This is a genomic window from Streptomyces sp. NPDC056160, assembly GCF_042268205.1.
Taxonomy (GTDB): domain Bacteria; phylum Actinomycetota; class Actinomycetes; order Streptomycetales; family Streptomycetaceae; genus Streptomyces.
Window position 1 is genome coordinate 1 of sequence record NZ_JBHJUW010000168.1, and the last position, 16,421, is coordinate 16,421.

Genomic DNA, 16,421 nt, shown 5'->3' on the forward strand with positions numbered 1-16,421 from the left:
CGTCATCCGTCAGAACCACTTCGACCGTCGGCCGACCCATGCGCGCCATGAGCCCAGCATACTTCTACGGCTTTCCTAAGACTCGGGACACTAGCTGACAGGGAAGCGCCTGATGCGGGTGGGATGGTGACCGTGGACCTCGACGGGGTGCTGGTGATCGCGCACTCGGACAAGGAGGACGCCGCACCCACGTGGAAGAGGACCTACGGCCACCACCCGCTGATGGGGTTCGTCGACCATGGTCCGGGCGGCACGGGTGAACTGGTCGCGGCCCTGCTCAGAGCAGGCAACGCGGGCTCGAACACGGCCACCGACCACATCGTCGCCACCCACCTGGCCCTGGCCCAGTGCCGAAGAGTTACCGGCGCGGGCGCCGGATCCTGGTCCGCACCGACTCCGCGGGCGGCACCCACGACTTCGTCGCCTGGCTCGCACGGCGAGGACGGTGGCTGTCCTACTCGGTCGGCATGGTGATCACCGAGGGGATCCACAGCCGCGTGCTGAAGGTTCCGGCGTGGGCCTGGACGGCGGCCGTCGAGGCCGACGGCGAGATCCGTGACGGCGCCTGGTCGCCGAACTCACCGGCGATGTCCTGGACGGCTGGCCCAAGGGCATGCGGCTGATCCTCAGGAAGGAACGGCCACACCCTGGAGCTCAGTTGAGGCGCACGGATGCGGACGGCATGCGGCTGACCTGTTTCGCCACCAACACCTTGGGCCGGCCGATCGCCGAGCTCGAGCTGCGTCACCGGCTGCGGGCCCGGGCCGAGGACCGCATCCGGGCCGCCCGGGCCACCGGCCTGCGCAACCTGCCCCTGCACCGCACCGCCCAGAACCGGATCTGGCTGGAGATCGTGCAGATCGCTCTCGACCTGCCGGCCTGGATGCCGATGCTCGCACTGACCGGCAAGGCCCGCCTCTGGGAGCCCCGCGGACTACGGCTCCGCCTGTTCACCACGGCCGGACAACTCGTGACCACCGGCCGCCGGCGGATCCTCCGCCTGGCCCGGCACTGGCCCTGGACCAGCCACATCACCACAGCTCTCGACCGGCTCGCACTCCTGCCGAACCCCGGCTGACCAACGGAATCCCCGCCCCTACGACAGCAGCTCAACACCCGGAGCAGTGGAACCCGGCGCCACCCCGAGACGACACTCAGGCCCTCGGCCTGCCCACCGTCAGCTCACGGCACGAAAACGGTGGGAAGAGGAACTCCAGCGAGACTTCTTCCCACGTTCCGCCAGTGAGGGGCCTTCTGCTGCCAATGAAACGGGTTCGCCTGCAGTCGTCGGTGGAGGCGAGGACGACGGTTCGATGGACGACATGTACATGGATGAGTGATCGTCAAGGCGAGCTGTCCATGGGTGGCTTCTGCCTTCGATGCGATTGCTGAAGCGTCCCGTTCCCGCACCGCGGACGGCCCGGACGGGCACTGTCGAGGGTCGAGGCAGGGGACACTGCCGCCCCCCGCTCGACCTGGCCGACGGCGGCGGCCACGGGCATGTCCCGGGACACGACCGCGTGTCCGGCGAGCGTTCGCCCCGGCTCCGGACCGGGGCTGCGCCGACTCGTGGGCGTCGGCACCGCACCCGCTTGAGCACGGGTCCCCGCTCCCATGACCGGTGCCGCAACCGACTTTGGCCGATACACGTCGAGGAGGACCGCATACCTCGTACGTTCCCCGGGGAGCCATGTCGAGGCTCCCTGTCGTCCGTGCCGGCGTTCGGTTCGGTGCCCGGCGTACCGACATACCGGCACCTCCAGAGGAAGACTCACGTGTCCCGAATCAACGCCCAGTACCGCCTTACGGCACGGCCCGTCGGCCTGCCCGCCGTCTCCGACTTCCAGTACGTCGAGGAACCGGCCCCACAGCCCGGCGAGGGGGAGTTCCTCGTCCAGGTCGAGCATGTGTCCATCGACCCCGCCATGCGCTCCTGGATGAACGAGGTCCGCTCCTACGTACCGCCGGTGGCCCTGGGCGAGGTGATGCGCGCGGCCGGGATCGGGCGGGTGGTCGAGTCCCGTCACCCCGGTCACCCGGTCGGCGCGGTGGTGAGCGGCACCTTCGGCGTCCAGCGCTACGCGGTCACCGACGGCCTGGACGTCGGCACGGTCGACCTGTCCCTGGGCGAGGCGCCCCTTCACCTCGGGGTCCTCGGCTTCAGCGGGCTCACGGCGTACTTCGGCCTGCTCGACGTCGGCCGTCCCCGGCCCGGCGAAACGGTGGTCGTCTCCGCCGCCGCGGGCTCCGTCGGCGCACTGGTCGGGCAGATCGCGAAAATCCGGGGCTGCCGGGTCATCGGCATCGCGGGCGGCCCCGGCAAGTGCCGTCACCTGGTGGAGGAACTGGGCTTCGACGGCGCGGTGGACTACAAGTCCGGGTCGGTGCGGGCCCAGGTGAGGGACCTCGCCCCGCAGGGGGTGGATGTGTTCTTCGACAATGTCGGCGGTGACGTGCTCGACGACGTCCTGACCAGGCTGGCCCGCGGGGCCCGGGTGGTGATCAGCGGAGCCGTGTCCCAGTACAACTCCGCACAGGGCGTGAAGGGCCCCTCGAACTACATGCAACTGCTCGTCAGCCGGGCCTCCATGACGGGTTTCGTCATCTTCGACTACGCCGCCCGCTACGGTGAGGCGAGGGCTCAGCTGGCGGACTGGCTGCGCTCCGGACAGCTCGAGGAGCGCACCCATGTGGTCACGGGAGGCGTCGAACGCTTCCCCGAGGCGCTGCTCGGGCTCTTCGCGGGTGAGAACACCGGTAAGACGGTGCTGGCGCTGTGAGGGGTTCCGGCGAAGGGTGTGAACTCGCGTGGGGGCGGGACCCGTTGTGCAGGTGACAGACCATTCACCCCCCGTACCTGGCCCAGGGAGGTGGCCGGTGAGCAGAACCGGCACCGTTGCCCTCCGTGGGGACCGGTGGCGGCTCCGCCGACCGCCCGCCCGGCCGGCCGGACAAGGAGAGTTCATGCGCAGCAAGAAGGGTCCGCGCCGGCGTTCCCTCATGGCGACGGGTGCCGTCGTCCTCGCCACCGGTGCCGCGGTCGTTGCGGCCGGGACCCCGGCCTCTGCGGCCATCAGCAACCACCGCGTCCAACTGTGCGCCAAGGGCAACTACGACGCCGACATCACCTGGTCGGACGGTGTGCACTCCACGGCGGTCCGCCGCGGGCAGTGCCAGACCTTCGACATCTGGGCACCCGGCGGCTACACCATCGGCGGCTTCTACAACGCCGGGGGAGCGCACTTCGACATAGCCGGCATCGCCTCGCCCCGTGGCGGCTGGCAGGCCGAAACTCCCGGCCGCAAGTACGGCGCCGAGGGCACCACCAAGGCGCCCCGCATCGTGCGCTGGCAGTAGCGGCTTTCGGGTCGCCGGTGCGCCGGTGATCCCTCTACTTGGTACGCGGTCCGGCCGTGCCTTCCGGCACGGGCGGGCCGCGTACTGCGTACAGGTGCCCGCGCGAGCCACGCAACAGAGTGCGTCACCGGCTTGACGGGTGACAAGATCCCTGCCATGATTACGTCACCGCCTGAACAGGTGACATCGAAGTCGAGGAGTCACCCGGGCAGGAGGCCCCGACACACACGTACACACCAACCCGTGAAACACACACAGGGAGAACCCGTCATGGCCGTCACCTACACCGCCCGCGTCGACGCCATCGGCGAAGGCCGCAACGGCGGCACCGCCCGCTCCGCTGACGGCCTGCTGGAACACACCCTGGCCATCCCCAAGGAACTCGGCGGCGCCGGCGACGCCACCAACCCCGAACAACTCTTCGCCGCCGGCTGGGCCGCCTGCTTCCTCGGCGCCCTGCGCCGCGCCGCCGCCGTCCGCCACGTCAAGCTCACCAGGACCGCCATCACCGCCGAGGTCACCCTCACCCACGGCGACGACGGCGAGTTCTCCCTCTCCGCCATCCTCAGCCCCGTCCTCGGCGGAGTCGACCAGACCACCGCACAGGAACTCGCCCACGCCGCCCACCAGATCTGCCCCTACTCCAAGGCCACCCGCGGCAACATCCCCGTCACCATCAACGCCACCGCCGCCGCCTGACGCTCCCCGGAAAAACCGTGGCGCCCACGTGAACCCGAGACCCGGTGCCGTGCGTTCACTAGATGAAGGCTCCTGCCCCTCCGGAACGGGGAGGCAGGGGGCGGGTGGTCTCCACGGTTCCCCCGACCGGAGAGACCGCCCGTACGGCTCTCGTTCGCTCTGAGCCGTGGGGGCGGGCGAACGGGACGGGGCCCGGCACTATGCCGGGCCCCTGCCCCCTCAGGACGACGCGGTGTGTGTACCGCCCGACGGGGCGGCCGTCACCGGTGCCACCAGTGGCGGGTCAGGACCCGCTCGGCGGCACCCGCCATCGCACGTTCACCCGCCGCGTTCGGGTGGACCGGCGCGGCTGGGGTCTCCGGCGCGAACGTCTCGATCCAGCGCTGTTCGGCTGGCCGGCACAGATCGTGGCCGACGGTCGGGGAGTACGTGTTCACGTACTCCGCGCCGCCACGCCGCGCCTGCCGGGCCAGCATCGCGTTCAACTCCTTCTCCTTGTCCCGGAGGAAGGAGAAGTCACCGGCGGCCAGGGGTACCTTGGCGCCGGTGCAGCCGACACCGTCGTCCGGGAAGAGGTCGGGGTAGCCGACGACCACGACCCGGGCGTGCGGGGCACGGCGGTGGATGCCGCGCAGCACGTCCGCGACCTTCGGCGCGGTCCGGGCGACCGCGTCCGAGATCTGGTCGGTGCCCTTGCCGGTGAGGTACGACCGGCAGGGTGCGCCGGCCGGGTCGGAGGCCGACAGCTTCGCGCACGTGCCCAGCACGGTCGAGAAGCCGATGTCGTTGCCGCCGACGGTGAGGGTGACCAAGTCGGTCCCCCGGTCCAGCGCGTCGAACTGGGCGGGCACCGAACCTTGCGGGGCGGCCATGTCCGCGGTGGTCGCGCCCGGACACGTGACGTCCGTCAGCGCCGCCCGCGAGGAACGCGCCACCAGGGAAGCGTAGTTCTGGTCAGAGCGCAGACACGTGGTGTCGACCTGGGTGGGCACGAGCGGCGCGGAGGCGTACGAGTCGCCGAGGGCGACGTAGTCCACCTGGTGCCGGCCGTGGTGCCGGCCGCCGTCGGCGGTGCTCGCCGACGCGGTGCTGGCCGACGCCGACGCCAGGGCCGAGGCAGCGGCGAGCAGCACGGCACCCGCCGTCAGGGAGCGCCGCGCGGGGGGAGCGGTAAGGAGTCTCCTCAAGATCTGTCCTTTCGTGATCGACGATCACTACTTCACACGTGCCGGAACCCCCGGAAGGTACCGGTGACACAGGTAACGAATTGGTCGCTGTGCCGCGGGCGGGGCGGTCAGGTGTGCGCGCCTGAGCGTCGAATGGCTTAGGTGTTCGACCCCCGTTCGGGCGGGCGAGCGGGTGTACGTACCCGTGCATGACCGTCATGTGACGGATGCGGGGAGCTTCGGAAGTGGCCCACAGTGAGGGAACACCGAGCCCCCGTGCGGGTCTTTGGCCCAACGGTTCGCCCCGGCGGCGGCCACGAGAAGCGTTCTCATTCAGCACAGTTCGAATTTTTTGGAAGGTGATCATTCGTGTTCAGCATCAAGGGTCTGCGTGGTCGGCGGTTCGTCACGGCGGTCGCGGCCACGGTCACGGCAGGTGTCGCGGTCGGTACCTTCGCGGTCACCGCCAACAGCGCGCCCGAGCACGCCGAGGCCGGCCGGCACGCCAGGCCGACCGTCGTCCTGGAACACGGCGCCTTCGCCGACGCCTCCAGCTGGAACGGCGTGATCGACGAACTGCGCGCCGACGGCTACCCCGTAGTCGCCGCCGCCAACCCCCTGCGCGGCCCCCACAGCGACGCCACCTCCCTGCGCAGCCTCCTCGGCCACATCAAGGGCCCTAAGATCCTCGTCGGCCACTCCTACGGCGGCTCCGTCATCAGCCAGGCCGCCACCGGCGACCCCGACGTCAAGGCCCTCGTCTACGTCGCCGCCTTCCTCCCCGCCCCCGGCGAGACCGCACTCGGACTCACCAACAAGTACCCCGGCTCCACCCTCCCCGACGCCCTCGACCCCGTCCCCTTCACCAACCCCGACGGCACCACCGGAACCGACCTCTACATCCAGCAGGACAAGTTTCGCCACCAGTTCGCCGCCGACGTCTCCCGCAACCAGGCCGCCCTCGCCGCCGCCGGCCAACGCCCCATCGCCCAGGCCGCCCTGGAGGAGAAGGCCACCACCGCCGCCTGGAAGACCATCCCCAGCTGGGACGTCATCACCACCCAGGACCTCAACATCCCCGCCGCCGCCCAGCGCTTCATGGCCCAGCGCGCCCACGCCCACACCACCGAAGTCGCTGCATCCCACTCCGTCGCCGTCTCCCACCCCCACCTCGTCGCAGGGGTCATCGAGAAGGCCGCACGCGCCACCACCCGGTGACACGGACACACACCGGGACCCAGCACCGATCGACCGCGCATCGCCACCGAAGGAGAGACCATCGCCATGGACATGAAGCTCGAAGTGCTCGTCCTGCCCGTGTCGGACGTCGACCGCGCCAAGGAGTTCTACACCGAGCGGATGGGGTTCCGGCTCGACGCGGACTTCCCCGTCCAGGACGGCTACCGCGTCGTCCAGGTGACCCCGCCGGGCTCGGGCTGCTCCGTCATCTTCGGTGACGGCGTCACCCAGGCCGAGCCGGGCACGTTGCACGGCCTGCACCTCGTCGTCACCGACATCGAGGCCGCCCGCCAGGAACTGGCCGGGCGGGGCGTCGAGGTCAGCGAGCCGTTCCAGGACGTCACCGGCATCTTCCACCACCCCGGCAACGCCGACCGGAAGCCCGGACTGCACCCCGAGCGGGCCAGCTACGGCTCCTTCGCCTCGTTCGAGGACCCGGACGGCAACCAGTGGTTCATCCAGGAGGTCACCGAGCGCGCCCCCGGCCGCTGACCCTCCGCACCAGCCCCCGAGGGGGCGGCCCCCCTCCCCGGACCGCCCCCTCGGGACCGCCGTCCCCGCCCGGCCCCGCCGCCCGGCCACCGGCGCCCCCGCCTGCCACACACCTGACCGGCACCCCCGCCCACACCTCCGGAGTACCAGTGACGACCGAGAACACCCGCGCCTACGACGTCGTAGTGATCGGTGCGGGCCCGGTCGGCGAGAACGTCGCCGACCGCACCACCGCCGCGGGCCTCAGCACCGTCATCGTCGAGAGCGAACTCATCGGCGGCGAATGCTCGTACTGGGCCTGCGAACCCAGCAAGGCCCTGCTGCGCCCCGCCCTGCTGCGCGCCGACGCCGCCCGTGTCCCCGGCCTGAACCCGGCCGTCGCGGGCCCCCTGGACACCGCGGCGGTCCTCGCGCACCGCGACCGCATGTCCGCCGACTGGGACGACAAGGGCCAGGTGGACTGGCTCAAGGGCGCCGGCATCGAACTGGTCCGCGGCCACGGCCGCCTGGACGGGCCCCGGCAGGTGACCGTGCACACCCCGGACGGGGAGGTGCTGCACTTGCGCGCCGTGCACGCCGTGGCCGTCTGCACCGGCACCCGCGCCTCCTTCCCGCCGCTGCCGGGCCTCGACACCCTGCGGCCGTGGAGCAGCCGCGAGGCCACCAGCTCCCAGAAGGTCCCCGGACGGCTCGCCGTCCTGGGCGCCGGGGTCGTCGCCGTCGAGATGGCCACCGCCTACCAGACCCTCGGCTCCGACGTCACCCTGATCGTGCGCGAGCCGGGACTGCTGACCCGCATGGAGCCGTTCGCCGGTGAGATGGTAGCCGACAGCCTCCGCGAGGCGGGCACGGACCTGCGTCTCACCACCACCATCACTTCCGCGACCCGTCCGGACGGCCCGGACGGCGAGGTCCACCTCACCCTCTCCGACGGCAGCACGCTGATCGCGGACGAGCTGCTGCTCGCGACCGGCCGCGCACCGCGCACCGAGGACATCGGCCTGGACACGGTCGGCCTGACCCCCGGTGACTGGATCACCACAGACGACTCCTTCACAGTCACCGACGTCCCCGGCGACTGGCTCTACGCCGTCGGCGACGTCAACCACCGTGCCCTCCTCACCCACCAGGGCAAGTACCAGGCCCGGATCGCCGGCGCCGTCATCGCGGCCAGGGCGCAGGGCGCCCCCCTCGACACCGCGCGCTGGGGCCGCCACACCGCCACCGCCGACTGCGAGGCCGTACCCCAGGTCGTGTTCACCGAGCCGGAGATCGCCGCCGTCGGCCTGACCACCGCCGAGGCGGAACGCACCGGCCAGCGCGTGGACGTCGTCGACTACGAGATCGGCCTGCTCGCCGGCGCCGTGCAGCACCGCCCGGACTACCGGGGCAGGGCCCGCGTCCTCATCGACCCCGACCGCCGTACCGTCGTCGGCGCCACCTTCGCCGGACCGGGCGTGAGTGAACTCCTGCACTCCGCCACGATCGCCATCACCAGCGAGGTCACCGTCGACCGGCTGTGGCACGCGGTCCCGCCGTTCCCGACGATCAGCGAGGTGTGGCTGCGGCTGCTCGAGACCTACCGAGGCTGACACACACCCGCTCATGTCACATGTCGCATGTATGGTCGGCGTGGCCTGCGCGAAGCCGGCCATACACACATGTGAACGGTGCTGGAGAAACATGACCGGAATCGGATACTGCGAGCGTGTCGATCTGGCCCTGGCGGCCGGTGACCCGGAGGCCGTGCTCGACGTGGCCGTCGCCGCCTGCGAGGCCAGCCGGGGCTTTCTCGGCATGGTCTGGGGGGAGGTCGTCGAGCAGCTCGCCGGGCAGCCGGCCGCGACACGGGCCCGGTTGGTGGCGGCCATACCCGCCCGGCTGGGACCGGCGGACCGAGGACTGCGGCACGCACTGCTGTACCTCTGTACCTCTCCCTCGTCCTCTCCCGGGACCTGCCCGGCGAGACGCTGGTCGCCGAGCGGCGCGAGACGCTCGCCGTCACCGAGGACCGCTGGCGGCCGATCGGCGAGAGCGTGAGCTTCGCCGAGGCCGAACTCGACGCGGGCCGCCCGCTGTCGCCCGCCGTCGTCGCCGCGTTCCGGCGCGGGGCGGACGACAGGTACTCCGGGCTCGGGGAACTGGCCGGCCGGATGACCGAGCCCGTGCTCGACGTCGGCGAGCAGTGGGCCGAGACCGCCATGGCCGACGTACTCCCGCTCCGCCCGGCCTGGCGGGACCTGCTGTCCCACGCCGCCACCGCCAGGACGGCCAAGCCGACCGCGACATGGAAGAGGAAGGGCGGCGCGCTCCTCGATGACATCGGTCCCGAGGCCTTCAGGACACGTGCCCTGCCCTGGCTGGCACTGGCCGGCCGCCCGCGCACACTCACCCTGCGCCAGGACCACCGCGAGGCCCCGGTCAACGAGCTGTTCGACCCGTTCAACGCCAACGCCCTGCGGGGACTGGCCTGGCTGCTCGCCCGCACCGAACCGTGCGAGGAGACGGCCACCGCGCTCGGCGCCCTGGTCGACACGGCCCTGCGCGTGGTGCCCGGGCACGGCCCGTGCAACCCGAAGGTGGCCAACGGCGCCGTGTACGCGCTGGCCCGCCTCACCGGACCGGACGCCCGCGAGGAGCTGCTGCGCCTGGCGGAACGCACTGCCTACAAGAGCACACTGCGGCAGATCGAGGCCGCCCTGGCACGGACGGCGTCACAGCCGCAGTGAGGCCGCCACCGGCAGGTGGTCACTGCCGGTGGCCGGCAGCGACCAGGCCGAGCGGGGATCGACACCCCGGACCAGGATCTGGTCGATGCGGGCCACCGGGAACGCGGCCGGCCAGCTGAAACCGAACCCGGCCCCCGCCTCGGCCTGGGCGGAACGCAGCCGGGAGGTCACCGGAGCCAGCGCCCGGTCGCCGGTGGTGCCGTTGAAGTCGCCCACCACGACCACGCGCGGCAGCGGTTCGGCGCGCAGCGCGGCGGCCAGCCGCAGCGCCGCCGCGTCACGGGCGCGCACGCCGAAGCCCGAGCCGAGGCTGAACCGGACCGACATCAGGTGGGCGACGAAGACGGCGACCGGCCCCTTCGCGGCCGAGTGAGCCGCCCGCGCGACAGGGCCGGCCCGCCGCCGACCACGCCGCGGTCGCCGATGATGTCCCGAGCGGTGCTCGCCGGACAGACGGCGTTGCCGACAGTTCCCCCACACGTCACAACGGTCCCGCCCACCGCTCGGTTCAGCCGGTCCCGCGGCATTTCACCTCACACCTGTCCCGCAGTTCGAGAGCTGGTCGACATGTGTTCGGGAAACGTGCTCACGGAGTGGCCCATATGTGAAAAGGTGCACGGTGGCCGCCCGGTCACCGCACATCCGGAGAGAGACACATGCAACGTCCAAGACGCCACCCGAGACGCCGCGGAAGACGCACGGGGGCGCTCGCCTCGGCCGTCGCCGCCCTCGTCCTGGCAGCACCCTGCGCCACGGCGGCACCCCTCACCCAGCCGACCGTCACCGACGGTGGCGCACAGTCCACCCCGCTCTACAAGGACACCCGCCGCTCCTTCCAGGAGCGGGCTGCCGACCTCGTCTCCCGGATGACGTTGGACCAGAAGATCCGCCAGCTCATCACCAACGACGCGCCCGCAATCCCGGGTCTCGGCGTCCAGGGGTACACCTACTGGAACGAGGCCCTGCACGGCATCCAGGCCCTCGGCAACGGCAAGAACGTCGGTGACGGCGATTCCTGGCCCGTCAAGGCCACCGGCTTTCCGACCAGCCTCGCCACCTCCATGGCCTGGGACCCCGAACTCCAGTACCAGGTGGGTTCGGCCATCTCCGACGAGGCACGCGGCTTCCTCGACAAGTCGCTGTTCGGCACCGGCCAGAACAACCTCGGCTCCTCGGCGGACAACTACGGCGCCCTCACCTACTTCGCCCCGACCGTCAACAACGACCGCGACCCGCTGTGGGGTCGGCACGACGAGTCGTACGGCGAGGACGCCTACCTCCAGGCGAAGCTGGGCGGCCAGTTCGTCAACGGCTTCCAGGGGCAGAAGCCCGACGGCACCTCGCTCAACGGCTACCTGAAGGCCGCCGCCACCGCCAAGCACTACGCGCTCAACAACGTCGAGGACGGCCGCACCGGCATCAGCTCCGACGTCGACGACTCGCAGTTGCGTGACTACTACACCAGGCAGTTCGCGAGCCTGATCGGCGAGGCGCACGTCGCCGGACTGATGACCTCCTACAACGCGATCAACGGCACCCCGGCGGTCGCCAACACGTACACCAACAACGAACTCGCCCATCGCACCTACGGGTTCGGCGGTTTCACCACCTCCGACTGCGGCGGTGTTGGCACCAGGTACAAGCTGCCCGACGAGGGCCACGACTGGGCGCCCGCGCCCTTCACCACCAACGGCTCCCGCGGCAACCCGCTCTGGATCGACGGGAAGACGGGCGCCGAGGTCCGTGCCCCCGCCGGCGGCCAGGCCATGGCACTCAGGTCGGGCAACGACCTCAACTGCAGTGGCGAGGAGATGACCACCGCCAACGTCATGGAGGCCGTTCGGGCGGGCCTGCTCTCCGAGGGCGTCATCGACACCGCGCTGGTGAAGGTGTTCACCGTCCGGATGTGGACCGGTGAGTTCGACCCGCCGGGCAGCGTGTCCTACACCTCCATCGACAAGTCCGTCATCCAGAGTGCCGACCACAAGGCACTGGCCGCCAAGGCCGCGGACGCCTCCATGGTGCTGCTCAAGAACAGCACCCTCGCGGCGACCGGACGTCCGCTGCTGCCCCTCAAGGCCGCATCGGTGAACAAGGTGGTCGTCCTCGGCAAGCTCGCCGACACGGTCAGCCTCGGCAGCTACGGCAACGCCCCCGACCAGCAGATCTCGATGCGGCAGGGCATCGCTGACGCCCTGAGGGCTGCCAATCCGAACGCGTCCGTCCTCTACGACGCGGCCGGCGGCAGCACCACCGGCACCGGCCCGGTGACGCTCAGCACCGCCACCCAGGCCGCCGTCAAGGCCGCCGACCTCGTCGTCGTCGTGGCAGGCACCGACCGACCAGGACACCGCCTCGGAGGGCAAGGACCGCGCGAGCCTCGCGTTGCCCGGTAACCAGAACGCCCTGATCGACCAGGTCGCGGCCCTCGGCAACCCCAACACCGTCCTGGACCTCCGAGCCGTGGGCGCCGTGGACATCGCCGCCCGCCAGTCCAAGGCCGCCGCCCTCCTCTTCAGCAGCTACAACGGCCAGAGCCAGGGCACCGCGCTCGCCGACGCCCTCTTCGGCAAGCAGAACCCGCAGGGCCACCTGACGTTCACCTGGTACAAGGACGACACCCAGCTCGCCGGGAAGAACGACTACGGACTCACCCCGGCACAGAGCGACGGCAAGGGCCAGACCTACCAGTACTTCACCGGCACCCCCAGCTACCCCTTCGGCTACGGGCTCAGCTACACCAGCTTCGCCTACTCGGCCGCCCAGGTGGACAAGTCCGCCATCACCGCCGACGGCACGGTGAACGTCTCCTTCGACGTCACCAACACGGGCGACACCCCCGGAGCCACGGTCGCGCAGCTCTACGCCGCCAACTCCTTCACCGTCTCCGGAGTGACGATGCCCCGGCAGCGGCTCGTCGGCTTCAAGAACACCGGAGTCCTCGACCCCGGCGAGAAGACCCACGTCACCCTGCCGGTCGCCGCGTCCGACCTGAGCGTCTGGAACCCCGCGACCTCCCGGCAGACCGTGTTCCCCGGCGCCTGGGCGCTGCGCGTCGCCTCCGACTCCGCGACCGTGCAGAGCACCGCCACGGTGAACATCACCGGCACCCTCACCCCGAAGGTGCGCACCGTCACCGTCCAGCCCGGCCAGGTCGTCTTCCACGCGGGGGACACCCTCGACCTGACCGGGAAGAACCCCTGGATCAAGGACGACACCGACCCCACCAGGGAACATCGGGACACCTCGATCACGGCGGACCACATCGTTGAGGCGGTCAACAACGACCAGTCCTTCACGGACCTGTCCATGACGACCGTCCAGTACTCCAGCAGCGACCCCACCGTGGCCACGGTCAGCTCCTCGGGCGTGGTCACCGCCGCGTCCGACGGCGTCACCACCATGAACGCCACCGTCGGCGGTGTCACCGGCTCCATGGTGATGGTGGTCCAGGACGCCCTGGCCCTCAAGACGGCCGCGCTGACCCAGCCCGGCCAGACGACCACGGCGACCACCACCTTGACCAACGGCACCGGATCCGCGCTCACCGCCGTCACTGTGACCCTCCCGGCTCCCTCCGGCTGGACCGTGCAGGCCACCACGCCGGCCACCTTCACCAGCGTCGCCGCCGGTACCACCGCCACGACGACCTGGCGCGTCACCGCCCCCTCGGGAGCGGCACCGGGCAACATCCTGCTCAACGCGACCGCCACCCACACGGTCGGCACCTACACGGCCGACGCCACCCTCCGGGTGCCCTTCACGAACCAGAATGCCGCCTACACCAACGTCGGCGTCACCGACGACGGTGACCCCGGGCCGGGCAAGTACGACGGCGGCGGCTTCAGCTTCTCCGCCCAGGCCCTGGCCGCCGAGGGCCTCGCCCCCGGCGGCTCCTTCACCCATGACGGACTGACCTACCAGTGGCCGGACGTCCCGGCGGGCAGCCCCAACGCCATCGACGCGCGGGGCCAGGCGATCGCCCTGTCCGGCTCGGGCAGCGAACTCGGCTTCGTGGGCAGCGGCACCAGCGGCCCGCTCCAGGGTGTCGGCACCGTCGTGTACACCGACGGCACCACGCAGCAGTACGGCCTCAGCTTCTCCGACTGGTGGGACAGCACCAACGTGGCCCAGGGCAGCGACCTGCTCAGCAGCTTCCCGTACATCAACAGCAACAACGGCAAGCAGAACCAGAAGGTCAACCTCTTCACCACCACCGTGCCCCTGGCACCGGGCAAGACGGTCCAGGCCGTCATCCTCCCCACGTCGGACGACCCGAACGCCGGAGCACCCCAGGGCCACGTCTTCGCCATGGCCATCGGCGGCACCACCCACACCCCGGCCCCCCAGCCGGACGGTCCCATCGGTCACATCACGGGCTTCGGCTCCAAGTGCGTCGACCTGGCGGCCGGACCCGCCGCGGGGGTGCAGGTCGTCCTCCGCTCCTGTGGTGACAGCGCCTCCCAGCAGTGGGCGCTCGGCCCGGACAAGTCCCTGTGGAACCAGGCCAAGTGCATGACCGCCGAGAACGGCGGGACCGGCAACGGCACCCGCGTCGTGCTGGACTACTGCGACGGTTCGAAGGAGCAGCAGTGGTCGGTGGACGCGGCCAACGGGTATCTGGTGAACGGGAAGTCGGGTTTGTGTCTGGAGGACGCGGACGGGAGTACGGCGGACGGTAATCCGTTGATCATCTGGGAGTGCAATGCGGGTGACGCGGGTCAGAAGTGGAAGGTGCCGTCGGCCTCGTCGGTGTCGGGTCCTTCGGGTCGGATCGCCGGATACAACGGCAAGTGCGCCGAGGTGGCGGGGGGTGCCACGGCGGATGGTACGGCGGTGCAGCTGAATGTGTGTGGTTCGTCGTCGTCGCAGGTGTGGACGGTGGCTGCTGACGGGACGCTGCGTGTGCTGGGGAAGTGCATGACGGTGGCCGGTGGCGGTACCGGTGACGGTACGCAGGTGCAGTTGGCGACCTGTTCGGGTGCGGCGTTGCAGAAGTGGTCGTCGCAGGGGAACGGGACGCTGGTGGGTTCGCAGTCGGGCAAGTGCCTGGATGCGACGGGTCCGAGTTCGGCCGATGGCACGAGGCTTCAGGTGTGGTCGTGTGCGGCTTCGGACAATCAGGTCTGGGGTGTGCCGTCGTCGCGTCCGTCGGGTGGTATCAGCGGGTACGGGGGTAAGTGCGCGGAGGTGGCGGGTTCTGTCTCGGCGAACGGTACGGCTGTGCAGTTGAACGTGTGCGGGTCGGGCAGTGGGCAGTCCTGGCCGGTGGCGTCTGACGGGACGCTGCGGGCGTTGGGCAAGTGCATGACCGTGGCGGGTGGTGGCACGGCGAACGGTACGCAGGTGCAGTTGGCGACCTGTTCGGGTGCGGCGTCGCAGAAGTGGTCGTCGCAGGGGAACGGGACGCTGGTGGGTTCGCAGTCGGGCAAGTGCCTGGATGCGACGGGCCCGAGTTCGGCCAATGGCACCAAGCTCCAGATCTGGTCCTGCGCGGCCTCCGACAACCAGCTCTGGAATCTCCCCGCCTGACACACCACCGCCACACGGCGACGGAGCGATACGGTGCGCGGCGCCCCCAGGGAACGGTCCCCGGGGGCGCCGCGTCATGTGCACGGGATCCTGCGGGGGCGGAGCGCGCCGAGGCACGCATCGCTCTCTTCACGGCCGCCCGCCGGCAGGAGCGTGTCCTCCCACCGGTCCCGTCCGGCCACCCCTCCGGCGAGCAAAACACATGAGTTTGGAACGGAGAGTGGGGTTCGGGGGAAATGTATGCGCAAGTGTGAGTCAGCAGAGAAAGGTGTCTGCCGTGTCAGGTGTCGAGCAGCGTTCCCTGAAGAGCAGCAACCCCCTGCTGTCCCGGCGGCGGTTCGAGCGCCGCGGCGGGCGGAAGACGGCGGCCGGGGACCGGGGCCCGCAGGTCGAGGTGGAGGCCGGACTGGCCGTGGCGTGGGACCGGACCGGCGCCGGGCAGGACACCGCCCCGGCACCTGTCCTTGGCCCCGAACCGTCGCCGAGGCTCGTCGGGGACCTGCTGACCATGGACGCCGTGGTGTCGCGCACCGCTCTCACCCTCGGTGCGGCGACCCTCACGGCCGCGCTGTGCTGGACGGTGCCACCGACGGCCCCGACCGCCACCGGCTGGTCGTACGGCCTCGCGGGTGCCGCCGGTCTGATCGTCCTCGCCCTGGTGCTGGTCCAGTACGTCCGAACCCGGCCGTCGGCCGCGCTGACCCTCGCCCACGCGGTGGGCCTGGGGGCCTTTCTCGGCGTGCTGTCGAACACGATCTACGCTCGCGTCGCACCCGGGGTGTGCGCGCAGCTGGTGCTGGGCACGATGACCGCCTCCGCCGGCCTGCTGGCGGCTCACCGGCTGCGCTGGACACGCATCGCGCCCCGGGGCCGCGGACTCGCCGGGGCCGGGGCGCTCGGGCTGGCGTTCCTCGCCGTGGCGGACCTGGTCCTGCCCGCCCTCTCCCACGCGGACGGCCTCGGATACCGCAGCGGTGGCCCCGGCGTCCTCGCGGGGTACGTCGTTCCTGGCCCTGCACCTGCGCCGGGTCGAGAAAGCCCTCACTCGCGGAGTGCTCCCGCAGGAGTCCTGGCTGGCGGCCTTCGGCCTCACCCTGACCCTGGTGTGGCTGGGAGGTTTCCCCCTGGTCGTGGACACCCTGGACACTGGAACTATGAAGTTCCAGAGATCAGGAGTTCCCGTTGGGGACCTACAAGTACTCGGATG

Annotated in this window: 10 protein-coding genes and 3 pseudogenes; 11 read left to right on the top strand and 2 right to left on the bottom strand. The window is 70.9% G+C overall.

Annotated elements, in window-relative coordinates:
- Positions 1-90: 90 nt before the first annotated feature.
- The 4 genes and pseudogenes from ACFC02_RS36985 to ACFC02_RS37000 all read left to right on the top strand — a co-directional run.
- A pseudogene (locus ACFC02_RS36985) lies at positions 91-1,078 on the top strand (IS1380 family transposase); the annotation flags it as partial.
- A 697-nt stretch (positions 1,079-1,775) separates the two neighbouring features.
- Positions 1,776-2,780: an NADP-dependent oxidoreductase gene (locus ACFC02_RS36990; RefSeq protein WP_376366683.1), complete on the top strand. Its 1,005-nt coding sequence runs from the start codon at positions 1,776-1,778 to the stop codon at positions 2,778-2,780.
- A 184-nt stretch (positions 2,781-2,964) separates the two neighbouring features.
- On the top strand, positions 2,965-3,357 hold the full coding sequence (locus tag ACFC02_RS36995; protein WP_376366684.1) for a hypothetical protein: 393 nt from the start codon (positions 2,965-2,967) through the stop codon (positions 3,355-3,357).
- 270 nt (positions 3,358-3,627) lie between these two features.
- Positions 3,628-4,056 carry an organic hydroperoxide resistance protein gene (locus ACFC02_RS37000; protein WP_376366692.1) on the top strand — a complete coding sequence of 143 codons (429 nt, stop codon included), beginning with the start codon at positions 3,628-3,630 and terminating at the stop codon, positions 4,054-4,056.
- A gap of 260 nt (positions 4,057-4,316) precedes the next feature.
- On the opposite strand, the gene ACFC02_RS37005 is transcribed toward ACFC02_RS37000, so the two are convergent.
- Positions 4,317-5,243, bottom strand: a complete 927-nt coding sequence (locus ACFC02_RS37005) for an SGNH/GDSL hydrolase family protein (RefSeq protein WP_376366685.1) — start codon at positions 5,241-5,243, stop codon at positions 4,317-4,319.
- 348 nt (positions 5,244-5,591) lie between these two features.
- Between ACFC02_RS37005 and ACFC02_RS37010 the strand changes: the two genes are divergently transcribed.
- From ACFC02_RS37010 to ACFC02_RS37025, 4 genes are all read left to right on the top strand, one after another.
- Positions 5,592-6,440 (top strand): alpha/beta fold hydrolase, encoded by an 849-nt coding sequence (locus tag ACFC02_RS37010; protein WP_376366686.1) that lies wholly within the window; start codon positions 5,592-5,594, stop codon positions 6,438-6,440.
- Between the two features lie 66 nt (positions 6,441-6,506).
- Complete coding sequence (locus ACFC02_RS37015; protein WP_376366687.1) at positions 6,507-6,953, top strand: VOC family protein; 447 nt, start codon at positions 6,507-6,509, stop codon at positions 6,951-6,953.
- A 149-nt stretch (positions 6,954-7,102) separates the two neighbouring features.
- Positions 7,103-8,545 carry a dihydrolipoyl dehydrogenase family protein gene (locus ACFC02_RS37020; protein ID WP_376366688.1) on the top strand — a complete coding sequence of 481 codons (1,443 nt, stop codon included), beginning with the start codon at positions 7,103-7,105 and terminating at the stop codon, positions 8,543-8,545.
- A gap of 444 nt (positions 8,546-8,989) precedes the next feature.
- Positions 8,990-9,682 (top strand): hypothetical protein, encoded by a 693-nt coding sequence (locus tag ACFC02_RS37025; RefSeq protein WP_376366689.1) that lies wholly within the window; start codon positions 8,990-8,992, stop codon positions 9,680-9,682.
- Here ACFC02_RS37025 and ACFC02_RS37030 read toward each other — a convergent pair.
- Positions 9,668-10,045, bottom strand: a pseudogene (locus ACFC02_RS37030) (endonuclease/exonuclease/phosphatase family protein); the annotation flags it as partial. The gene ACFC02_RS37025 and the pseudogene ACFC02_RS37030 sit on opposite strands and share 15 nt — an antisense overlap.
- A gap of 293 nt (positions 10,046-10,338) precedes the next feature.
- Between ACFC02_RS37030 and ACFC02_RS37035 the strand changes: the two are divergent.
- The 3 genes and pseudogenes from ACFC02_RS37035 to ACFC02_RS37045 form a co-directional block, all read left to right on the top strand.
- Positions 10,339-12,078 (top strand): glycoside hydrolase family 3 protein, encoded by a 1,740-nt coding sequence (locus tag ACFC02_RS37035; RefSeq protein ID WP_376366690.1) that lies wholly within the window; start codon positions 10,339-10,341, stop codon positions 12,076-12,078.
- Positions 12,068-15,214: a ricin-type beta-trefoil lectin domain protein gene (locus ACFC02_RS37040; RefSeq protein WP_376366691.1), complete on the top strand. Its 3,147-nt coding sequence runs from the start codon at positions 12,068-12,070 to the stop codon at positions 15,212-15,214. The genes ACFC02_RS37035 and ACFC02_RS37040 overlap by 11 nt, the downstream gene beginning before the upstream one ends.
- A gap of 202 nt (positions 15,215-15,416) precedes the next feature.
- Positions 15,417-16,421, top strand: a pseudogene (locus ACFC02_RS37045) (Bax inhibitor-1/YccA family protein); the annotation flags it as partial.

Excerpts from the sequence above, each read along its gene's own strand:
- ACFC02_RS36995 (WP_376366684.1), top strand. The coding sequence starts at position 2,965 with ATGCGCAGCAAGAAGGGTCCGCGCCGGCGTTCCCTCATGGCGACGGGT.
- ACFC02_RS37000 (WP_376366692.1), top strand. The coding sequence starts at position 3,628 with ATGGCCGTCACCTACACCGCCCGCGTCGACGCCATCGGCGAAGGCCGC.
- ACFC02_RS37015 (WP_376366687.1), top strand. The coding sequence starts at position 6,507 with ATGGACATGAAGCTCGAAGTGCTCGTCCTGCCCGTGTCGGACGTCGAC.
- ACFC02_RS37035 (WP_376366690.1), top strand. The coding sequence starts at position 10,339 with ATGCAACGTCCAAGACGCCACCCGAGACGCCGCGGAAGACGCACGGGG.